Annotated in this window: 15 protein-coding genes and 2 tRNA genes; 9 read left to right on the top strand and 8 right to left on the bottom strand. The window is 68.8% G+C overall.

Features of this window, described 5'->3' with window-relative positions; all coding sequences use genetic code 11:
- Window positions 1-304 precede the first annotated feature (304 nt).
- From VGV13_15080 to ligD, 4 genes are all read right to left on the bottom strand, one after another.
- Window positions 305-2389 carry an ATP-binding protein gene (locus VGV13_15080; protein HEV8642416.1) on the bottom strand — a complete coding sequence of 695 codons (2085 nt, stop codon included), beginning with the start codon at window positions 2387-2389 and terminating at the stop codon, window positions 305-307.
- 1181 nt (window positions 2390-3570) lie between these two features.
- Window positions 3571-3646: transfer RNA gene (locus VGV13_15075), tRNA-Ala, on the bottom strand.
- 65 nt (window positions 3647-3711) lie between these two features.
- Window positions 3712-3799 (bottom strand) — tRNA-Leu (locus VGV13_15070).
- Window positions 3800-4185: 386 nt separating this feature from the next.
- The gene (ligD, locus tag VGV13_15065) at window positions 4186-5094 is read right to left on the bottom strand and encodes a non-homologous end-joining DNA ligase (GenBank protein ID HEV8642415.1); all 909 of its coding nucleotides are present in this window, start codon (window positions 5092-5094) and stop codon (window positions 4186-4188) included.
- A 377-nt stretch (window positions 5095-5471) separates the two neighbouring features.
- On the opposite strand from ligD, the gene VGV13_15060 reads away from it, so the two are divergent.
- A complete protein-coding gene (locus tag VGV13_15060) occupies window positions 5472-7610 on the top strand; it encodes an indolepyruvate ferredoxin oxidoreductase subunit alpha (protein ID HEV8642414.1) in 2139 nt (712 codons plus the stop codon).
- Between the two features lie 23 nt (window positions 7611-7633).
- The gene (locus VGV13_15055) at window positions 7634-9202 is read left to right on the top strand and encodes an indolepyruvate oxidoreductase subunit beta family protein (GenBank protein ID HEV8642413.1); all 1569 of its coding nucleotides are present in this window, start codon (window positions 7634-7636) and stop codon (window positions 9200-9202) included.
- A 57-nt stretch (window positions 9203-9259) separates the two neighbouring features.
- Here VGV13_15055 and VGV13_15050 read toward each other — a convergent pair whose 3' ends face one another.
- From VGV13_15050 to VGV13_15035, 4 genes are all read right to left on the bottom strand, one after another.
- Window positions 9260-9472, bottom strand: a complete 213-nt coding sequence (locus tag VGV13_15050; GenBank protein ID HEV8642412.1) for a PGPGW domain-containing protein — start codon at window positions 9470-9472, stop codon at window positions 9260-9262.
- Window positions 9473-9479: 7 nt separating this feature from the next.
- Window positions 9480-9734, bottom strand: coding sequence for a hypothetical protein (locus tag VGV13_15045; GenBank protein HEV8642411.1), 255 nt, complete (start codon window positions 9732-9734; stop codon window positions 9480-9482).
- 127 nt (window positions 9735-9861) lie between these two features.
- Window positions 9862-10560, bottom strand: a complete 699-nt coding sequence (locus tag VGV13_15040) for a response regulator (GenBank protein HEV8642410.1) — start codon at window positions 10558-10560, stop codon at window positions 9862-9864.
- A gap of 43 nt (window positions 10561-10603) precedes the next feature.
- Complete coding sequence (locus VGV13_15035; protein HEV8642409.1) at window positions 10604-11158, bottom strand: hypothetical protein; 555 nt, start codon at window positions 11156-11158, stop codon at window positions 10604-10606.
- A gap of 118 nt (window positions 11159-11276) precedes the next feature.
- Between VGV13_15035 and VGV13_15030 the strand changes: the two genes are divergently transcribed.
- From VGV13_15030 to VGV13_15000, 7 genes are all read left to right on the top strand, one after another.
- Window positions 11277-11630, top strand: a complete 354-nt coding sequence (locus VGV13_15030; GenBank protein ID HEV8642408.1) for an NADH-quinone oxidoreductase subunit A — start codon at window positions 11277-11279, stop codon at window positions 11628-11630.
- The gene (locus VGV13_15025; GenBank protein ID HEV8642407.1) at window positions 11621-12259 is read left to right on the top strand and encodes an NADH-quinone oxidoreductase subunit B family protein; all 639 of its coding nucleotides are present in this window, start codon (window positions 11621-11623) and stop codon (window positions 12257-12259) included. Before VGV13_15030 ends, VGV13_15025 begins: the two co-directional genes overlap by 10 nt.
- A 7-nt stretch (window positions 12260-12266) precedes the next feature.
- The gene (locus VGV13_15020) at window positions 12267-12719 is read left to right on the top strand and encodes an NADH-quinone oxidoreductase subunit C (protein HEV8642406.1); all 453 of its coding nucleotides are present in this window, start codon (window positions 12267-12269) and stop codon (window positions 12717-12719) included.
- A gap of 15 nt (window positions 12720-12734) precedes the next feature.
- A complete protein-coding gene (locus VGV13_15015; protein HEV8642405.1) occupies window positions 12735-13370 on the top strand; it encodes an NIPSNAP family protein in 636 nt (211 codons plus the stop codon).
- 94 nt (window positions 13371-13464) lie between these two features.
- Complete coding sequence (locus tag VGV13_15010) at window positions 13465-14625, top strand: NADH-quinone oxidoreductase subunit D (GenBank protein HEV8642404.1); 1161 nt, start codon at window positions 13465-13467, stop codon at window positions 14623-14625.
- On the top strand, window positions 14622-15599 hold the full coding sequence (gene nuoH, locus VGV13_15005; protein ID HEV8642403.1) for an NADH-quinone oxidoreductase subunit NuoH: 978 nt from the start codon (window positions 14622-14624) through the stop codon (window positions 15597-15599). Before VGV13_15010 ends, nuoH begins: the two co-directional genes overlap by 4 nt.
- A 19-nt stretch (window positions 15600-15618) precedes the next feature.
- On the top strand, window positions 15619-16194 hold the full coding sequence (locus VGV13_15000) for an NADH-quinone oxidoreductase subunit I (protein HEV8642402.1): 576 nt from the start codon (window positions 15619-15621) through the stop codon (window positions 16192-16194).
- Window positions 16195-16270 lie beyond the last annotated feature (76 nt).

Genomic DNA, 16270 nt, shown 5'->3' with positions numbered 1-16270 from the left:
CTAAATCTGTCCACGAACGACGTACACGGTGCCTTCCTAGGCGCGAATAGTTGGAACGGCACTAGGCGCGAATAGTTGGAACGGCACTAGGCGCGAATAGTTGGAACGGCACTAGGCGCGAATAGTTGGAACGGCACTAGGAGTCTTTCGGCGGATGGCGCACGCTCACTGCGACCACTGCTCGCCGTTTTCGAGCGCCGGCTCTGCCGGCGCAATCCCCACCGGGGAGGTTCAGAGGGGCCGTGAGGCTCCCTCTGACTATGGATCTCGGAGGGGGCCGTAACGTCCGCCCCCTCCGACTAAGCTAGCGCGGGACCAGGGCCCGGCGCACGACCGCGCGGACCTGGTCGAGGGCGAAGGGCTTGGACACGAGGAAGTCGACCCCGCGAGTTTGGATCTCCTCGGCAGACAGCCGGTCCCCCCAGCCCGTCACCAGGACGACCGGCGTCCGCGGGCGCTGGCGCTTCACGTGCTGCGCCACGTCCCAGCCGGTGAGGCCCGGCATCCCCAGATCAGTGACCACGACGTCGAACGTCTCTGCGTCGAATCGGCTGATGCCCTCGCGCCCGTCCCCGCACGCGATCACCTGGTATCCGTCGCGCGTGAGCGTCTCCATGATGATGGCGCGGACGTGGGGCTCGTCGTCGATGACCAGCACGCGGGCGCCGGGCCGCGGCGGCGCCGGGGCCGGCGGGGCCGGCGGCGCGACCGGTTCTCGCGCCACCGGCAACCGGATGGTGAACGCGCTGCCGTGGCCGGGGCGGCTCTCGACGTCCACCTCGCCGCCGTGCCGGACGATGATTCCGTACATCACGCTCAGCCCGAGCCCGCTCCCCTTCTCCCCCTTGGTGGTGAAGAACGGCTCGAAGACCCGGTGACGGACCTCCTCGGTCATTCCGACACCGGTGTCCGTGACCACGCAGCGCACGTGGTCGCCCTCGCCGCTCGTCGCCAGCATGATCAGGCCACCCCTGGGCATGGCGTCCAGCGCGTTGAGCACGACGTTGGTCAGGGCCTCGCGCAGCTCGTAGGGATCGCCGGCCACCGGCAGCACCGGCGTGGTCTCCACGCGCACCTCGTACGCGATGCCCCTGGCCTCGGCGTCGTCCTTCCAGCGGGGTCGGGTCAGCTCCACGACCTCCCGGATGAGCTGGTTCAGCTCGACCGACTGGAACGGCCGGTCGCGCCGCTTGCGCGCGAACTCCATGATCCGGCGGATGGTCCGCGCGCCCTCCGTCGCCGCCTCCTCGATGACGCGCAGCTGGCGGCGGATCTCGGGATCGTCGGTCTGGTTGAGGAGGAGCTGGGCCCGGCCCAGGACGACGGCGAGCGTGTTGTTGAAATCGTGGGCGAGCCCGCCCGCCATCTCGCCCAGGGCCCGGAGCCGCTCGACCTGCACGATGCGTCGCTGCGAGGCTTCGACCTTGGCCAGCGCGGCCCGCAGCTCCGCGTAGAGCCGGCTGTTCTCGAGCGCGACGGCCGCCTGGGAGGCGACCGAGCACGCGAGATCCTCGAAGCGGGCGGGGAAGGGGCGCGCCTCCCGCTCGATCTCTTCCCGGGAGCCGAGGCGCCGCCCCGGATCCAGCTTGCAGTTGATGAGCTGGAGAACGCCGATGGTGTGGCCGTCGGGGGTCTTCATCGGCACCACGAGCATGGACTTCGTGCGGTAGCTGGTCTGCCCATCGTACTTGCGGTCGATCTCGAAGGGCGCCCCCGGGAGCGCGGCGTAGGCGTCCTGGAGGTTCAGCACCTCTCCCGTGAGCGCCACGTGACCGGCCACGCTCTGGGAGTCCACCGGCAGGGTGCTGCCCTCGAACGGCGCCGGGAAGCTATCGTTCTGGACGACGATGAAGCGGAGTTGCCGGGATCCCTCCGAGTCCTCCTCCACGAGGTACAGGGACCCGGCATCGGCGTGCGTGATCTCTCGCGCCTTCGACAGGACGAGCCCCAGCAGGGCCGCCCTGTCCCGCTCGGCCGAGAGCGCGATGCCGATGGCATTCAGCTTCTGGGACTCCGTGGTCAACCGCTCCAGGTGCGCCTTCGTGCGCTCCTGTTCCGCGCGGAGCTGCGCGTGCAGGAAGGCGTTGGCGAGCGCCTGCGCGATGATGGCGGCGGGCAGCGTGTTTACGAGGTAGGCGTAGACGTGCTCCGACGGAGTCGCCGGCAGGCTGCTGGCGTCGCCGAGCACGACGATCTCGAGCGCCGCGTGCCGCCGCTTGAGGGCGAGCGCGCGCTCCAGCTGGTCGATCACGGCGTCGACGAGAACGACCGCGGGAGTGTCGACGGCGTCGCTCGCCTCGCCCAGCGTGACGCGGTGGTAGTTGTCGGGCAGTCGGGCGACCAGGCGCGCCACGGCCGCGCCCGCGAAGTAGAAGACTCGGTAGATCATGGCCTCACCGGTGGCGCCGTCGGGTGGGCGAGACTCTCGGTCGGCGTCCACGGACTGTCAAGGCGCGTGACCGCGGCGCGCCTGAAAAAAGGGGGTTACGGAAAGCCTCCGTAACCCCCGCCGATTCGTTGGTGGACGAGGCACTGCCCTTGCCACCTGCTCTCTTCGCTGCTCGACGTGACGCCCCCAAAGGTGGGCAATTCTAGCAGATCGACGCGGGCCGTCTTCGTCTTCGGCAACCCGGCTCATCTCGCCCGCCCCGCGGTTAGGGCGTGCGCGACGCTTAGCATCGGAGAGGGTGGCGCGAGCGCTGGTAGGGATGTGGCGCTTCACGCGTCGACGTATCCCCGCCCGAAGAGAGACACGGAGTCACAGGGCCGCTTCGCAAGTCCGCGTCTTGATTGGGTCTTCCCTTTGACAGCAGGCTTGCGACCCGTAGTTTTCCGTGAACGAACGCGGCGATCTGTGAACCAGGACGTCGTGCGCTGCCCCAGGCCTTGGAGTGGCCTCTTCGCGTTCTCGACCCCCACGCCTTGCGCGCTGACGCTGAGCCAAACCTCCGGTTATGACGTTTCTGACACCTGGGTTCCGCGTCCCTGACACCTGGGTTCCGCGTCCCTGACTGAATGATGAGTTCTCCTCGTGACAGTCCAGCCAACTCCAACCTCGAGTCCGCCACCTTTCGCAACGGCTGGAGGAAGGAAGACGCTGTGCCTCACTCTATTCGCGTTGATGTTTTGCGTCGCGGTTTCCATTGGCGCTCCGGGTGCGGCGACCATCGCGGACGCTCAGGGCAACCCAAGCGCGGGTGGCGCGTACACCTCCACGATCACGAGGACGTGCACGAGCTCGAATCTCCCATTCGCGGGGCCGAATTTCTCGATTCCGCTCCCGCCCGCCCCGCCTGGCCCCGCGGTTCTTTTCCGCACTGTCTGGGGAGTCATCACCTATGGGCGATGGGAGCAGGACGCTCACCGACCGCAGCAGCGCCACGAAAATCACCGCGGTCCCCCATGTTGGCCCGCGAGCCGTCAGCGCCCTCGCCTGCACCTTCACATACGCCGTGTGAGCTCGATGGGGCCGTGGCGGGACCCTTACCGAGGAAATCAGGCAGAAAAGACGACGGGGTAGGCGATCCTTCATTGGTACCGCCTACCCCGTCTCGATGAATCTCCTAGGTTTGGTGGAGCTGAGGGGATTCGAACCCCTGACCCCAAGACTGCCAGCCTTGTGCTCTCCCAACTGAGCTACAGCCCCACGCGCCGGATCACGTTACAGGTCAGCAAAAAAACTGTCAAGGAAACACCGAACGGCTTTAAGAGTGGTACCGGGGAGGGGAGTTGAACCCCTACGCCCTTGCGGGCAGGGGCTTTTGAGGCCCCCGCGTATAGCCAGTTCCGCCACCCCGGCACTTGCCGCTTCGGCAACGAATCATAGTACCACCGGCCGACCAGGGCCACGCCTGCGCGACGTATTTCGAGGCACGAGGAAGTCGGCCGCTCTCTCACGCTTGCGACGAAGGCTCGGCACACCAGGGTCATAATAAATCCAGCGAAGCAACGCCAGTGACGCGCGTTTCGCGTATTTCAGGCACCCAATGTCGTTTTGTGGCGGGTAGCGACGCACAGTGAGACTCCCTGAAAGCCCGATCAGGCGCGAGGCAACGGGATGAGCGGGAGAGCTGCGTAGACGCGTCCGCGCGGCTCCTCGCCGCAGCGAGCGGAGCAGTGCGACGCCCTTCGTAAGACCGTGGGACCCGCAAACGTGTTCCTTCCACCCGGTTTTTCCGCAGCCTGCTAGAGCTCACGCGCGCTCCAGGTGCACTCCGAGGGCTTCTTGTCGTGGCGAAGGCCGAGGAAGACCGGCTGGCGAAGCTTGCCGTCCGCCGTCCACTCGGCGAAGGCGATTTGCGCGACGAGCTCCGGGCAGACCCAGGTGGCGCCCGCCTCGCGGGGCGCCGGGCGGAAGGGAGACTCCTCGGCCCGCAGGGCTTGCATCCGGGCGTAAAGATCCGCCAGCGTCTGGCCGGAGAATCCCGTCCCGACCTTCCCGGCGAACCGGAGGGCCGGGCCGTCGAAGAGGCCGACGAGCAGCGCACCGAAGTGCTGGCGCTGCCCGGCGGGAGCCGTGAAGCCGCCGATGACGAACTCCGCCTCCTTGCGGCACTTGACCTTGAGCCAGCTCTGCGAACGCCGACCCGGCTCGTAGGGAGAGGAGTCGTCCTTGGCGACGATGCCCTCCCAGCCCCGCTTCTGCGCGAGGCGGTAGGCGGTGAGCCCGTTGGGCGGCAGCCGGCGCGCGCGCATCAGGACGCCGCGGCGCGGGGGCACGATCGCTTCGAGCGTGCGGCGGCGTTCGGCGAGCGGGCGCCGCAGCAGCCCGACGCCGTCCCGCCCGAGACCGTCGAAGATCGCGTAGAGGGGCCGGATCCGTTCGCCCAGGGCCCGCCGCTGGAGGAGCTGGAAGCGCGAGACGCCGTGGCGATCGAACGCGACGATCTCGCCGTCGAGCCCGAAGTCACCGCCCGGGAGCGCCTCCAGGGCCGCCGCGATCTCGGGGAACTCCGCGGTGATGTCCTTCAGGTTGCGCGAGTAGAGGCGCAGCCGCCGGCCGCGGCGGTAGGCGAGGGCGCGGACGCCGTCGTACTTCTCCTCGTAGACCCAGCCCGGCCGGTGGAAGGGTTCCGGCACCAGCGTGGCCAGCATCGGGGGGCCGCCTTGGCGACGTCGCCCCCCTCGTCGGCTGCGATCTGCGCGAGCGTGCGCCCGGTCAGCACGGACGTCGGGGCCGCCACCGTGATGTCCTTGGTGGAGGCGTAGCGGTCGCGTCGCTTGGTCAGAAGCCAGTGGCGGCCACGGAGGCGGACGAGGCTCCAGCCTCCCTTGAGCTTCCGGCTCCGCCGCCGCGGCGCGGGCTCAGGCGTCTTTTCGAAGCGCCGCTTCGTCCGGTAGGGCTCGAGCGTGGCTCTCGCCATCGCCGCCGGGCCTCCTGGGGATCAGTGTCGCGCGCCCGTCCAGCCCGCCCGGTATAATCGCCCCAGAATCGCCGGGTCTCCCAACGGCCGTCGTCACGGGGTGCAGGCATGGGTGAGCGGAGCTTCGCCGAGGACGTCACGCAGCTCGGGTACGGCGCCGGGCAGATCCTGCGCGGCGAGGGCATCCTGGCCATCACCAAGGCCCTGCTCGAGTCGGGCGTCAGCTACGTCGGCGGTTATCCGGGGGCGCCCATCTCCCACCTGCTGGACGTCATGGCCGACGCCAACGAGCCGCTGCTCGAGCCGATGGGCATCTACTTCGAGCAGTCGGGGAGCGAGGCCGCCGCCGCGGCGCTGCTGGGGGCGTCCATCAACTACCCGCTGCGCGGCGCCGTCACCTGGAAGTCGGTGGTCGGGACCAACGTGGCCTCCGACGCGCTTTCGCACGTCGCCTCGGCGGGCGTCGTCGGCGGCGCCCTCATCGTCATCGGCGAGGATTATGGGGAAGGCGCCAGCATTCTCCAGGAACGCACGCACTCCTCGGCGCTGAAGTCGAGCGTGCCGCTCATCGATCCCAGGAACAGCCTGCCGTCGTTCGCGCGCTTCGTGGAGGAGGGCTTCGGCCTCAGCGAGGCCTGCCACCAGCCGGTCTTCTTTTCGATCCGCATCCGCGCCTGTCACATGCGTGGTGCCCTCCGCTGCCGCGACAACGTCCGCCCCCCGATCAGCATGCTGGCGCCGCTCACGGCGCCGAGCTTCAGCCTCGAGCGGATCAACCTGCCGCCCTTCACGTACGCCATGGAGGCGCAGAAGTTCGAGAAGCGGCTGCCAGCCGCCCGGCGCTACATCGTCGAGCATCGCCTCAACGAGCACCACCCGGGCGAGGAGGCACACCTCGGCATCGTGATGCAGGGCGGGCTCTGGAACACGACGGTCCGCGGCCTCCACGCCCTGGGGCTCGCCGACGTCCACGGGCGCACGGCCGTGCCGCTCCTGGTCCTCAACGTGCTGCACCCGACGGCGCCGGAGGAGCTGACCGGATTCCTGCGCGGCAAGCGTCACGTGCTGGTCGTCGAGGAGGGGATGCCGAACTACCTCGAGCAGGAGCTGAAGGCGCTGGCCCACGAGGCGAAGCTGGACGTGGCGATCCACGGCAAAGATCTCATGTCGCCCCACGGCGAGTACGGGCCCCAGCTCGTCATCACCGGGCTCCAGCGCTTCCTGGCCCGCGCCGAGACCCGCTCCGTCGGCGCCGCGCTCCTCGAGGAGCGCTACCGGGCGCTGTTCGGGCACCAGGACAAGGTCCGGGCGGCGCTGCCCCAGCCTATCGCCAAGCGCCCGCCCACCTTCTGCACCGGCTGCCCCGAGCGCCCGGTCTTCAGCGCGCTGAAGATCCTCCGCACCAAGGAGCCGGCCATCGGCGACACGCACGTCGCGGCGGACATCGGCTGCCACACCTTCTCGACCCAGGCCCCCTTCAACGTCGGCAACTCGGTGCTGGGCTACGGTCTGGGCCTGGCCTCCTCCAGCGCCGTGGCGCCGCTCTTCGGCAAGCGTGTCGTCTCGATCATGGGCGACGGCGGCTTCTGGCACAACGGACTCAACAACGGCGTGGCCAACGCCATGTTCAACAAGCAGGACTCGGTCTTGGTCATCCTCGACAACTTCTACACGTCGGCGACCGGCCAGCACCACAACCCGTCGACGGGGAAGAACGCGCGCGGGGAGCCGACGGGCATGACCATCCCCGAGGCCCTGCGCGGCGTCGGGGTCAGGTGGATCCGCACCGTGAACTCGTACCGCATCGGGGAGATGATCGGCACGCTCCGCGAGGCGTTGACCGCGCGCTACGACGGCCTGAAGGTCATCATCGCGCGGGGCGAGTGCCAGCTCGAGCGCCAGCGCCGTGAGCGCCCGCTGATGCGCCAGCGCGCCGCCGCCGGGCAGCCGGTGATCCAGCCGCGCTTCGGCGTCGATCCCGACGTCTGCACGGGCGACCACTCGTGCATGCGCCTCAATGGCTGTCCGTCGCTGACGCTCCGCGAGAACCCCGACCCGCTGCGCGACGACCCTGTCGCGCACGTGGACCAGACTTGCGTGGGCTGCGGCGTGTGCGGCGAGGTGGCGCACGCGGCCGCCCTCTGCCCCTCGTTCTACGAAGTACGGATCGTCCGGAATCCGACCCGCTGGCAGCGCTGGCTCGGCAGAGTTCGCGCGGCCGTCATCGGGCGCCTGGCCACCGCGTGAGCGAGCCCGGGTCCACGCGGGCGATGCCTGACCGTGATGCGACGGTCCGCGCGCCAGCTTCGCCGCGCCTCCTCTCGCTCCTGATCCCCGCGGTCGGCGGACAGGGCGGCGGCGTGCTCGCGGAGTGGATCGGGGAGGCCGCCCTCAGCGAGGGGCTGGTGGCGCACTCCACCTCGATCCCGGGCGTGGCCCAGCGCACGGGCTCGACGACCTACTACGTGGAGGTCTTCACGGGGGCCGCCGACGACACGCTCGCCTTCTCGCTCTACCCCGTGCCCGGCGCGCTCGACGTGCTGCTCGCGCCGGAGTTCCTGGAAGTGGGCCGGGCGATCGAGGCGGGGATTCCGTCGCCGGACCGCACGACGATCATCGCCAGCACCCACCGCCTCTACTCGATCCACGAGAAGATGGCGACGGGGCGCAGCGTCTATCCCTCCCAGCAGCTGGAGGCCGCGGCCCGGGCCTTCTCGTGCGCGCTCATCGCCTTCGACGCGCTCGCCGTGGCCCGCGAGCACGGGACGGAGGTCAACGCGGTCCTGCTGGGGGCGCTGGCGGCGAGCGGTGCCCTGCCTATCCGTCCGGAGGCCTACCGGGCGGCCATCGAGCGCAAGCGCGTCCAGGTCGAGGCCAACGTCCGTGGCTTCGAGGTCGGGCTCGATCTGGCTCGCCGGCGCCCGGAGCGGCCGCGGCTCGATCCCGAACCGCCGCGGGGCGTGCCGGCTGGCTTCGCGGACGCCCTCACCGCCTTCCCGGAGAGCCTGCGCCCGATCATGGGCGTGGCGCTGGCCCGGCTCATCGACTATCAGGACGCGAAGTACGCGGCGCGCTATCTGGAACGCCTGGCCCCCTTCGTCGGATCGGGTCGCGATCCGGAGCTGGCGCGGCTGGTCGCCCGGCACCTGGCCGTCTGGATGACCTACGAGGACGCCATCCGCGTGGCGGATCTCAAGACGCGTGCCGGGCGGCTCGCGCGCATCCGGGAAGAGACGCGCGCCGACGGCGCCGAGATCGTTGTCACCGACTACCTCAAGCCGGACCTCGACGAGCTCTACGGCATCCTGCCCTACCGCCTGGTGGCCCCGTTGGCCCGGTGGGCGGAACGGCGGTGGCCGCACGGGCGGCCCACGCCCGGCCAGCACGTGAAGACCACGACGATTCTCGGGTTTCTCAGGCTGTGGCTGCTGGCCCGCTGCCGCCGTCTGCGGCCTCTCTCCTATCGCGCGCGCCGGGAGCACGAGCGCATGGAGCGCTGGCTGACGGCGGTGCGTCGCTGCGCCGAGTGGAACGACGCGCTGGCGTGCCAGGTGGCGCGGGCGGCGCAGCTGGTCAAGGGGTACGGCGAGGTGCGGCAGCGGATGACCGGGCTCTTCGACCACCTGCTGGAGAGCGTTCTGCAGGCGGCGGCGCTCGAGGCGGGCCAGGGCCGCGGCTTCGGTGTGTCGACGCGCCTGGCCGAGGCCTACCGCCGGCTGGTCCTCGAGGGGCCCGAGGGCGAGGCCCGCGCGCCCGTCCTCGCGGCCGAGGTCCGGACGCGGCTGGAGAAGAACGGGCCCGACGCCGCCCTCGCCGCGCTCAGCGAGAAGAGCGCCTAGTGCCGTTCCAACTTGTTGGTACTAAATCTGTCCACGAACGACGTACACGGTGCCTTCCTAGGCGCGAATAGTTGGAACGGCACTAGACTTCCACCTGCTCCTTGTCCTCTCTAGCAAGCGGCGCGCCCAGGCGAACTCGGTGGCCAGAATGGCCAGGCCCGCGGGAAAGACGAGGAAGGCGGGCCCGGGCAGGACGATCAGCGCCACGCCGACGAGCAGGACGACCCCGCCCACCGTGGCGACGACGATACGCCGGGCCTGCCTGCGCATGCCTTGATCAGCGCGGCGGCTCGAGGGTGAGCCCGAGCCGCTGCAGCGTCTGGCAGGGATTCCGTCCGTAGTCGACGCCGGCGATGACCGGCGCCCGGACGGCCGCCTCCCTCATCCGGTACGCGCAGGCGATGCTCTGCCAGGTGCGCGCTTGCCGCCGCTGCTCGTAGTCCCAAGCGAAAGGCCAGACGACCAGACCGATGAGCGTGAGGACGCCCAGCGTCTTGAGGGTGGCTTCTATCTCCGGCCGAAAGAACCGCATCGCACTCCTCCGGGATCTCGAACGCGCACGCGGGAAAATTTTTCCACCCGACTCCGACCGCTCTCGCCTCCGAGCGTAGTACGAGCGCGACGATTTGCAAGCGATCGCGTCCGGCGTGCGCGGAGGTCTAGGTCGGCAGCCGGCGCGCGAAGTCGGTGAGGCGCTCGAAGTCCTCGGCGGTGAGGTTCATGAAGTAGAAGGCGTGCCCGTCGTCGTCGGCGCGCACGTGCAGCGACATCACCCGCAGCGGCCCCTTGCCGTCCGGGAGCGTGAACGACAGGTTCGCCGCCGTGCCCGCGCTGAGCGTCGCGTTGGTGCGGACCCGGATCCCGAACGGGCTCACATCGGCGGCCCAGCCGTCCCACTCGCTGCCGTCGTAGCGCACGAGGCGCACCGGGAACGTCACGCGCACCCGCGACCCACGCCGGCGCTCGGGACCCTGGCCTGCGGAGGCGAGCTGCCGGTGCAGCGCGTGAGGCTCGATGAAGGCCAGCACCTGCCCCAGGCGCTCGAACGGCACCGGCTTGCCGACGAAGTCGATCGCGCCGAGGCGGAGGCACTCGCGCGCCTGACTCTCGGTGACGACGCCGGAGACGGCGACGATGGGTAGGCCCGAGTCACGAACGGGGCGGAGCTGGAGGAAGTCGAGACCGGAGAGACCGGGCAGGTGGATGTCGAGGATGATCGCGTCGGGGCGTTCGGTCTCGAGCTTGTTCAGCGCCGCTTCGGCGCTCCGGACGAGGACGGGCTCGTGTCCCAACTCGAGCAGAAAGTCGCGGAAGACAGCACTGACCTCCTGTTCGTCCTCGATGACGAGCACCCGCATTGCTGCCCGGAGTCTAGCCCGCGGCCGGCGCCACGACTGCGCTCTATGCGCTCGGCAGTGCCGGCGGCACCCGGTCCGCGTCGCGACCGGAGCGCCCGGCCGCGCCGGGCGGCCACAAGCCCGAGAAGAACGCGGCCCAGAAGTTGGGCGACACCTGCCGAGGCTCGTCGCCGAGCAGCGCTCGGGCGTCGAAGCGGTGAGCCAACCGGTAGCCGAAGCTGTAAAAGGCCCCGATCGAGCGCGGGGTCACCTCACCGTTGAACACGAGGTCCAGCACCAGGTGCATGAGCGCGCCCATGAGGTAGCCGGTGAGGGGCAGCAGATCGAGCCGCCAGGCCAGCAGCCCGAGCAGCCCGAGCAGCTCATACGAATGGAGCACGAGGACGGTTCGCCGCATGCGCCCTTCCAGATAGTAGCGGAGGAAGGCGCCGGGGCGGAGGTCGCGCTGCCGCTCGACCAGCACGTAGTCGAGGGCATGGTCGACATCGATCAGGAAACCGCCCACCGCGATGCCGGCCGTGAGCGGCCACGACCCGGGGAGGGTGGCCGACGCGGCGCAGGCCGCCATGGTGGTGATCAGGTGTCCGCCAGGGCTCACGCTTCCATCGTACCAGGCGAGCATAGATGGGGGTGCAGCATAGATGGGCGTGCATCGGAGAACTGGTCTGACCAGGCATGATATATTGGCTCCGAGCTGAATTTCCATGGAGGTCGCCGTGTCCGGATATCTGCCCGTTGTCATTTTTGCTGCGCTGATCGTCGCCTTCGGCGTGGTGTCCCTGGGGGTGTCGTGGTTACTCCGGCCTTCGCGCCCCGAGCCCGTCAAGCTCATGAACTACGAGTGCGGGGCGGAGCCGATCGGGTCGGCCTGGGTGCAGTTCCCGGCCGGGTTCTATCTGGTTGCCCTGGTGTTCATCCTCTTCGACACGCTGGCGGTGTTCCTGTTCCCGTGGGCGCTGATCTTGAAATCGGCCGGGATGACCGCGTTCTGGGTGGTCGCCGCCTTCGTCGGCATCGTCGGGCTGGGCTGGCTCTACGCCTACCGGGAGGGCGTGCTCGAATGGAAGTGAAGCCTCCGGTGGCCCAGGTGCGGCCGCCGGTCTGGACGGAGATCAAGGATCTCCAGGAGTGGGAGAAGTACCGGCAGGAGCGACCCGAGGGCGACAAGACCTCGAACGCGCTGGCGGCCATCGCCGACGCCATCCACCACCTGCCCGGCGGCTGGATCGTCGTCACCTCGACCGAGAAGATCTTCAACTGGGCGCGCAGCTCGTCGATCTGGCCCGTCACCTTCGGCCTGGCCTGCTGCGCGATCGAGATGATGGCGACGTTCGCGTCGCGCTTCGACGTCGAGCGCTTCGGTATGGTGCCCTGGGCCTCGCCGCGCCACTCGGATCTCATGATCGTCTCCGGCACCGTCACCATCAAGATGGCTCCGATGCTCAAGCGGATCTACGACCAGATGCCCGATCCCAAGTGGGTCCTCTCGATGGGCTCCTGCGCCAACTCGGGCGGTCCGTTTCGTCACGGCTATCACGTCGTGAAAGGCGTGGACCGGGTCGTGCCCGTCGACGTCTACGTCCCCGGCTGTCCACCCACGCCGGATTCGCTCATGTTCGGGCTGCTCAAGCTGCAGGAGAGAGTGGCGGAGTTCCAGAAGACGGGCAAACGGTCGCCATCCTCCACTCCGGAAGATTGATCCGCGCGTGACCCCGTCCGACGCCGTGACCCGAGTCCGGGAGACGTTTGGCTTCGAGCCCACGCGCGACGACGGCCTCCTGACCGTGGTCCTGCCCGTCGAGCGCTGGGAAGAGCTGGCGCGCTTCGCCAAGCACGAGCTGGGCTGCCTCTACTTCAACTGGCTGTCGGCGGTGGACTGGAAGGGGGACGGCTTCGAGGTGGTTTGCCGGCTGGAAAACCTCGATACGGGTCTTATCTTAATGATGAAGACGCGCCTGGGCCCGGGCCAGTCCCACTGCCCCACGCTGACCGGACTCTACCGCGGTGCCGACTGGATGGAGCGCGAGTGCTACGACATGTTCGGCATCGTCTTCGACGGCCATCCCGATCTCCGTCGCATTCTCCTGCCCCAGGACTGGGAGGGCTACCCGCTGCGAAAGGACTACGCGGTCGATACCCCCCACGCGCCGTACCGCTAACCGAAGGAGCCACCCATGATCTACGAGCTGCGCACGTACACGCTGGTCCCGGGCAAGCAGGGCGAGTACCTCAAGCTTTCCGGCGAGGTCGGGCGGAAGGTCCGGGGAGACAAGTACGGGACGCTCCAAGGATACTGGTCCACCGAGTTCGGGACGCTGAACCAGGTCGTGCACCTCTGGAGCTATGCGGACCTGGACGAGCGGGAACGCCTGCGCGCCGAGCTGGCCAAGAACGACGACTGGGCGAAGAGCTACGTGCCGAAGATCCGCCCGCTCCAGCTCGCCCAGGAGAACAAGATCCTCTCGCCTCAGCTGCCGTTCAAGCCGCCGGGCGACAGCGGCCACGTCTACGAGCTGCGCACGTACCGGACGATCCCCGGCAAGGCCGCGGAGTGGCTCAGCCACTTCAAGGCCATCATGCCGGTCCGGGAGAAGTACTCGAAGAACGTCGGGCTGTGGCAGACCGAGATGGGGCAGCTCAACGAGGTGGTCCACCTGTGGGCGTATCGCGACCTCAACGAGCGCACCGCCGTCCGCGGCAAGGTGCTGCAAGACCCCGAGTGGCAAGCGTTTCTCGGTAAGACCGCGCCGCTCCTGGTGGAGATGCGGTCGGTCGTCCTCAACCCGGCGCCATTCTCCCCGATGAAGTAGACCGTGATGACGCGATTCGAGCGGCGGCTTTGCCGCCGCAATCGTGGGGGGAGGCTTCGGAAGGGGGGCGGAGCCCCCCTCCGAGTTAACTGAAATGGACGTCGAAGCGCGGAAGATCGTCGAGGTCGGCTACGGGGGCAACGAGCGGCTCCTGATGAACATGGGGCCCCAGCACCCGTCCGCCCATGGCGTCTTCCGTGCCATCCTTCAGCTCGAAGGCGAGACGGTGGCGGCGGTGGACGCGGTGATCGGCTACCTCCACCGCTGCCACGAGAAGCTCGGGGAGACGCTCACCTACGTGCAGTATCCCTCGATCGCCTCGAAGACCGACTACGTGGCGGCGATGACCTCCGAGCTCACATACGTCGCGGCCGTGGAGAAGGTGGGCAAGGTCGAAGTGCCCAAGCGCGCGCAGTACCTGAGAGTGCTCGTCGCCGAGCTGCAGCGCGTCGCCTCCCACTGCCTGTGGTTGGGGACGTGGTGTCTGGACATGGGAGGGGCGCTGGGCGGCGGCGCCACGGTCTTCCTTTATGCCATGCGCGAGCGCGAGATGATCCTCGATCTCTTCGAGGCGCTGACCGGCGCCCGGCTCCTCTACGGCTTCCACCAGGTCGGCGGCGTGCGCTATGACCTGCCGGCGGGCTGGGCCGAGACGTGCCGTCAGACCATCGACTTCGTGGCCAAGCGCCTCGACGAGTACGAGGCGATGCTCGAGGGCAACGCCTTCTTCCTCGTGCGCACCCAGGGCGTCGGCGTCATCTCGCGCGAGCTGGCTCAGGAGCTCGGGGTCTCGGGGCCGCTCATCCGTGGCTCCGGCGTCAATTACGACGTGCGTCGCGCCGAGCCCTACTCCTCCTACCAGGACTTCGAGTTCAGGATCCCGGTGGAGACGGACGGCGACTGCTACGCCCGCTATCGGGTGCGGATGCAGGAGTTCCGCGAATCGATCAAGATCGTGCGCCAGGTGCTCGACGGCCTGCCCGAGGGGCCCATCTCCTCGCGGCCGGGCGTGAAGTCGGTCGGGCAGGTCCGCGTCCCGAAGGGAGAGGGGTATGCGCGCGTCGAGGGCGCGCGCGGCGAGGTGGGCTGCTACCTGATCAGCGACGGCAGCCCCAAGCCCTACCGCATGAAGTGGCGGGGCGCCTCCTTCTCCAACCTGGCCGCGCTCCCCCACATCTTGCCCGGCCACAAGGTGGCGGACGTGGTCGCCATCATGGGCTCGGTGGACCCGGTCTTCGGCGAGGTGGACCGGTGACGCATCTCATCGTCGCCTTCGTCCTCCTCAACGCGATCATCCTCGTCGTGACCTACATCACACTGCTCGAGCGGAAGTTCGCCGCGCGGATGCAGTCGCGGATCGGGCCTTACTATGTCGGCTGGCCCCACGGCTGGCTGCAACCGATCGCTGATGCTCTGAAACTGATGCTGAAGGAAGACATCGTGCCCACGGCGTCGGACCGCTGGGTCTATAACCTGGCGCCGCTCGTGTTCCTCCTGCCCTGCATGTTGATCTTCGCGACGATCCCGTTCGCCCCCGGACTGGGGCTGGCCGACCTGAACATCGGCGTCCTCTTCTTCCTGGCCATCTCCGCGCTCGAGATCGTCGGCCTCTTCATGGGCGGCTGGGGATCGAACAACAAGTACGCCCTGCTCTCGGCGATGCGGGCCGTCAACCAGATCATCTCCTACGATCTGCCCTTCATCTTCGCGGCGCTGGTCCCGGTGGTGCTGGTGGGGTCGATGCAGATGTCGGTGATCGTCGCCGGCCAGCACGGCCTCTTCGGCTGGTTCGTCTTCTATCCCGTGATCGGCCAACTCGCCTTCATCGCCTACGTGATCGCCACCATCGCCGCCGAGAACCGGGTGCCCTTCGACATCCTGGAGGCCGAGTCGGAGCTGGTGGCCGGCTTCCGCGTCGAGTACAGCGGCATGAAGTTTGCGCTCATCCAGCTCGGCGAGTACGCCCACCTGATGGGCACCTCGTTTCTGGGCGCGCTGCTGTTCCTGGGGGGCTGGCTGGGTCCGGGCCCCTCGTGGCTGGGCCCGCTCTGGTTCCTGCTGAAAGCCGTCCTGGTGTTCCTGCTGGTGACGTGGGTCCGCTGGAGCTTCGTGAGGATTCGCGTGGACCAGATCCTGGCCATCTCCTGGAAGCTGCTGCTGCCGGCGACCGTCATCCTGCTCTTGGCGACCGGCTTCGTCGTCGCTGCGGGGTTCGGGCGTGGGGCGTAACGGGACGCCGGCGGGGAGCTTGTGGAGCGAGGCGGGCCAGCTGGCCCGCGCGGTCGGTCGGGCCATGGGCGTCACCCTGCGCAACCTCTTCCGCAAGCCGGTGACCATCATGTACCCGGACACGCCGCGGCCGTATCCGGACCGCTTCCGGGGGGTCCTGGCGCTCGTCTACGAAAAGGAGACGGGCGAGGAGGCCTGCATCGGCTGCCGGCTCTGCGAGTACATCTGCCCGCCCCAGGTCATCAAGGTCGAGATGCTGAAGACGAAGGAGCGGAACTACGCCAAGACGTTCACGCTGGAGCTGTACGCGTGCGAGTTCTGCGAGCTGTGCGTCCAGGTCTGCCCCACCGACGCCATCATCATGATGAAGTCCTTCGACCTGGCCACGGCCGACCGCCGCGAGATGCTGCTCGACAAGGACCGCTTGCACGCCATCGGGCTCGACTTCGCGCCGTCGTGGGCCACCGGCAACAAGCTCCGCGACATGCAGGCGCCGCCCAAGCCCGCCCGCGGCGAGGCCCGGGGACACGGGGCGGCGGCGGCCGAGGGGCGCGCGGGCGCGCCCGAGGGGAAAGCGAAGGAGAGCGCCGAGTGAGGGTCGAGACCGTGGGGTTCTGGGCGGTGGCCGTGGTGCTGCTGGCCTCGAGCCTCGCGGTGGTGTTGACCCCGAA

The organism is Candidatus Methylomirabilota bacterium, assembly GCA_036001065.1.
Taxonomy (GTDB): Bacteria; Methylomirabilota; Methylomirabilia; order Rokubacteriales; family CSP1-6; genus MNEF01.
The sequence above is the reverse complement of the archived record's forward strand: the minus strand, read 5'-3'. Positions and strand labels throughout refer to the sequence as shown.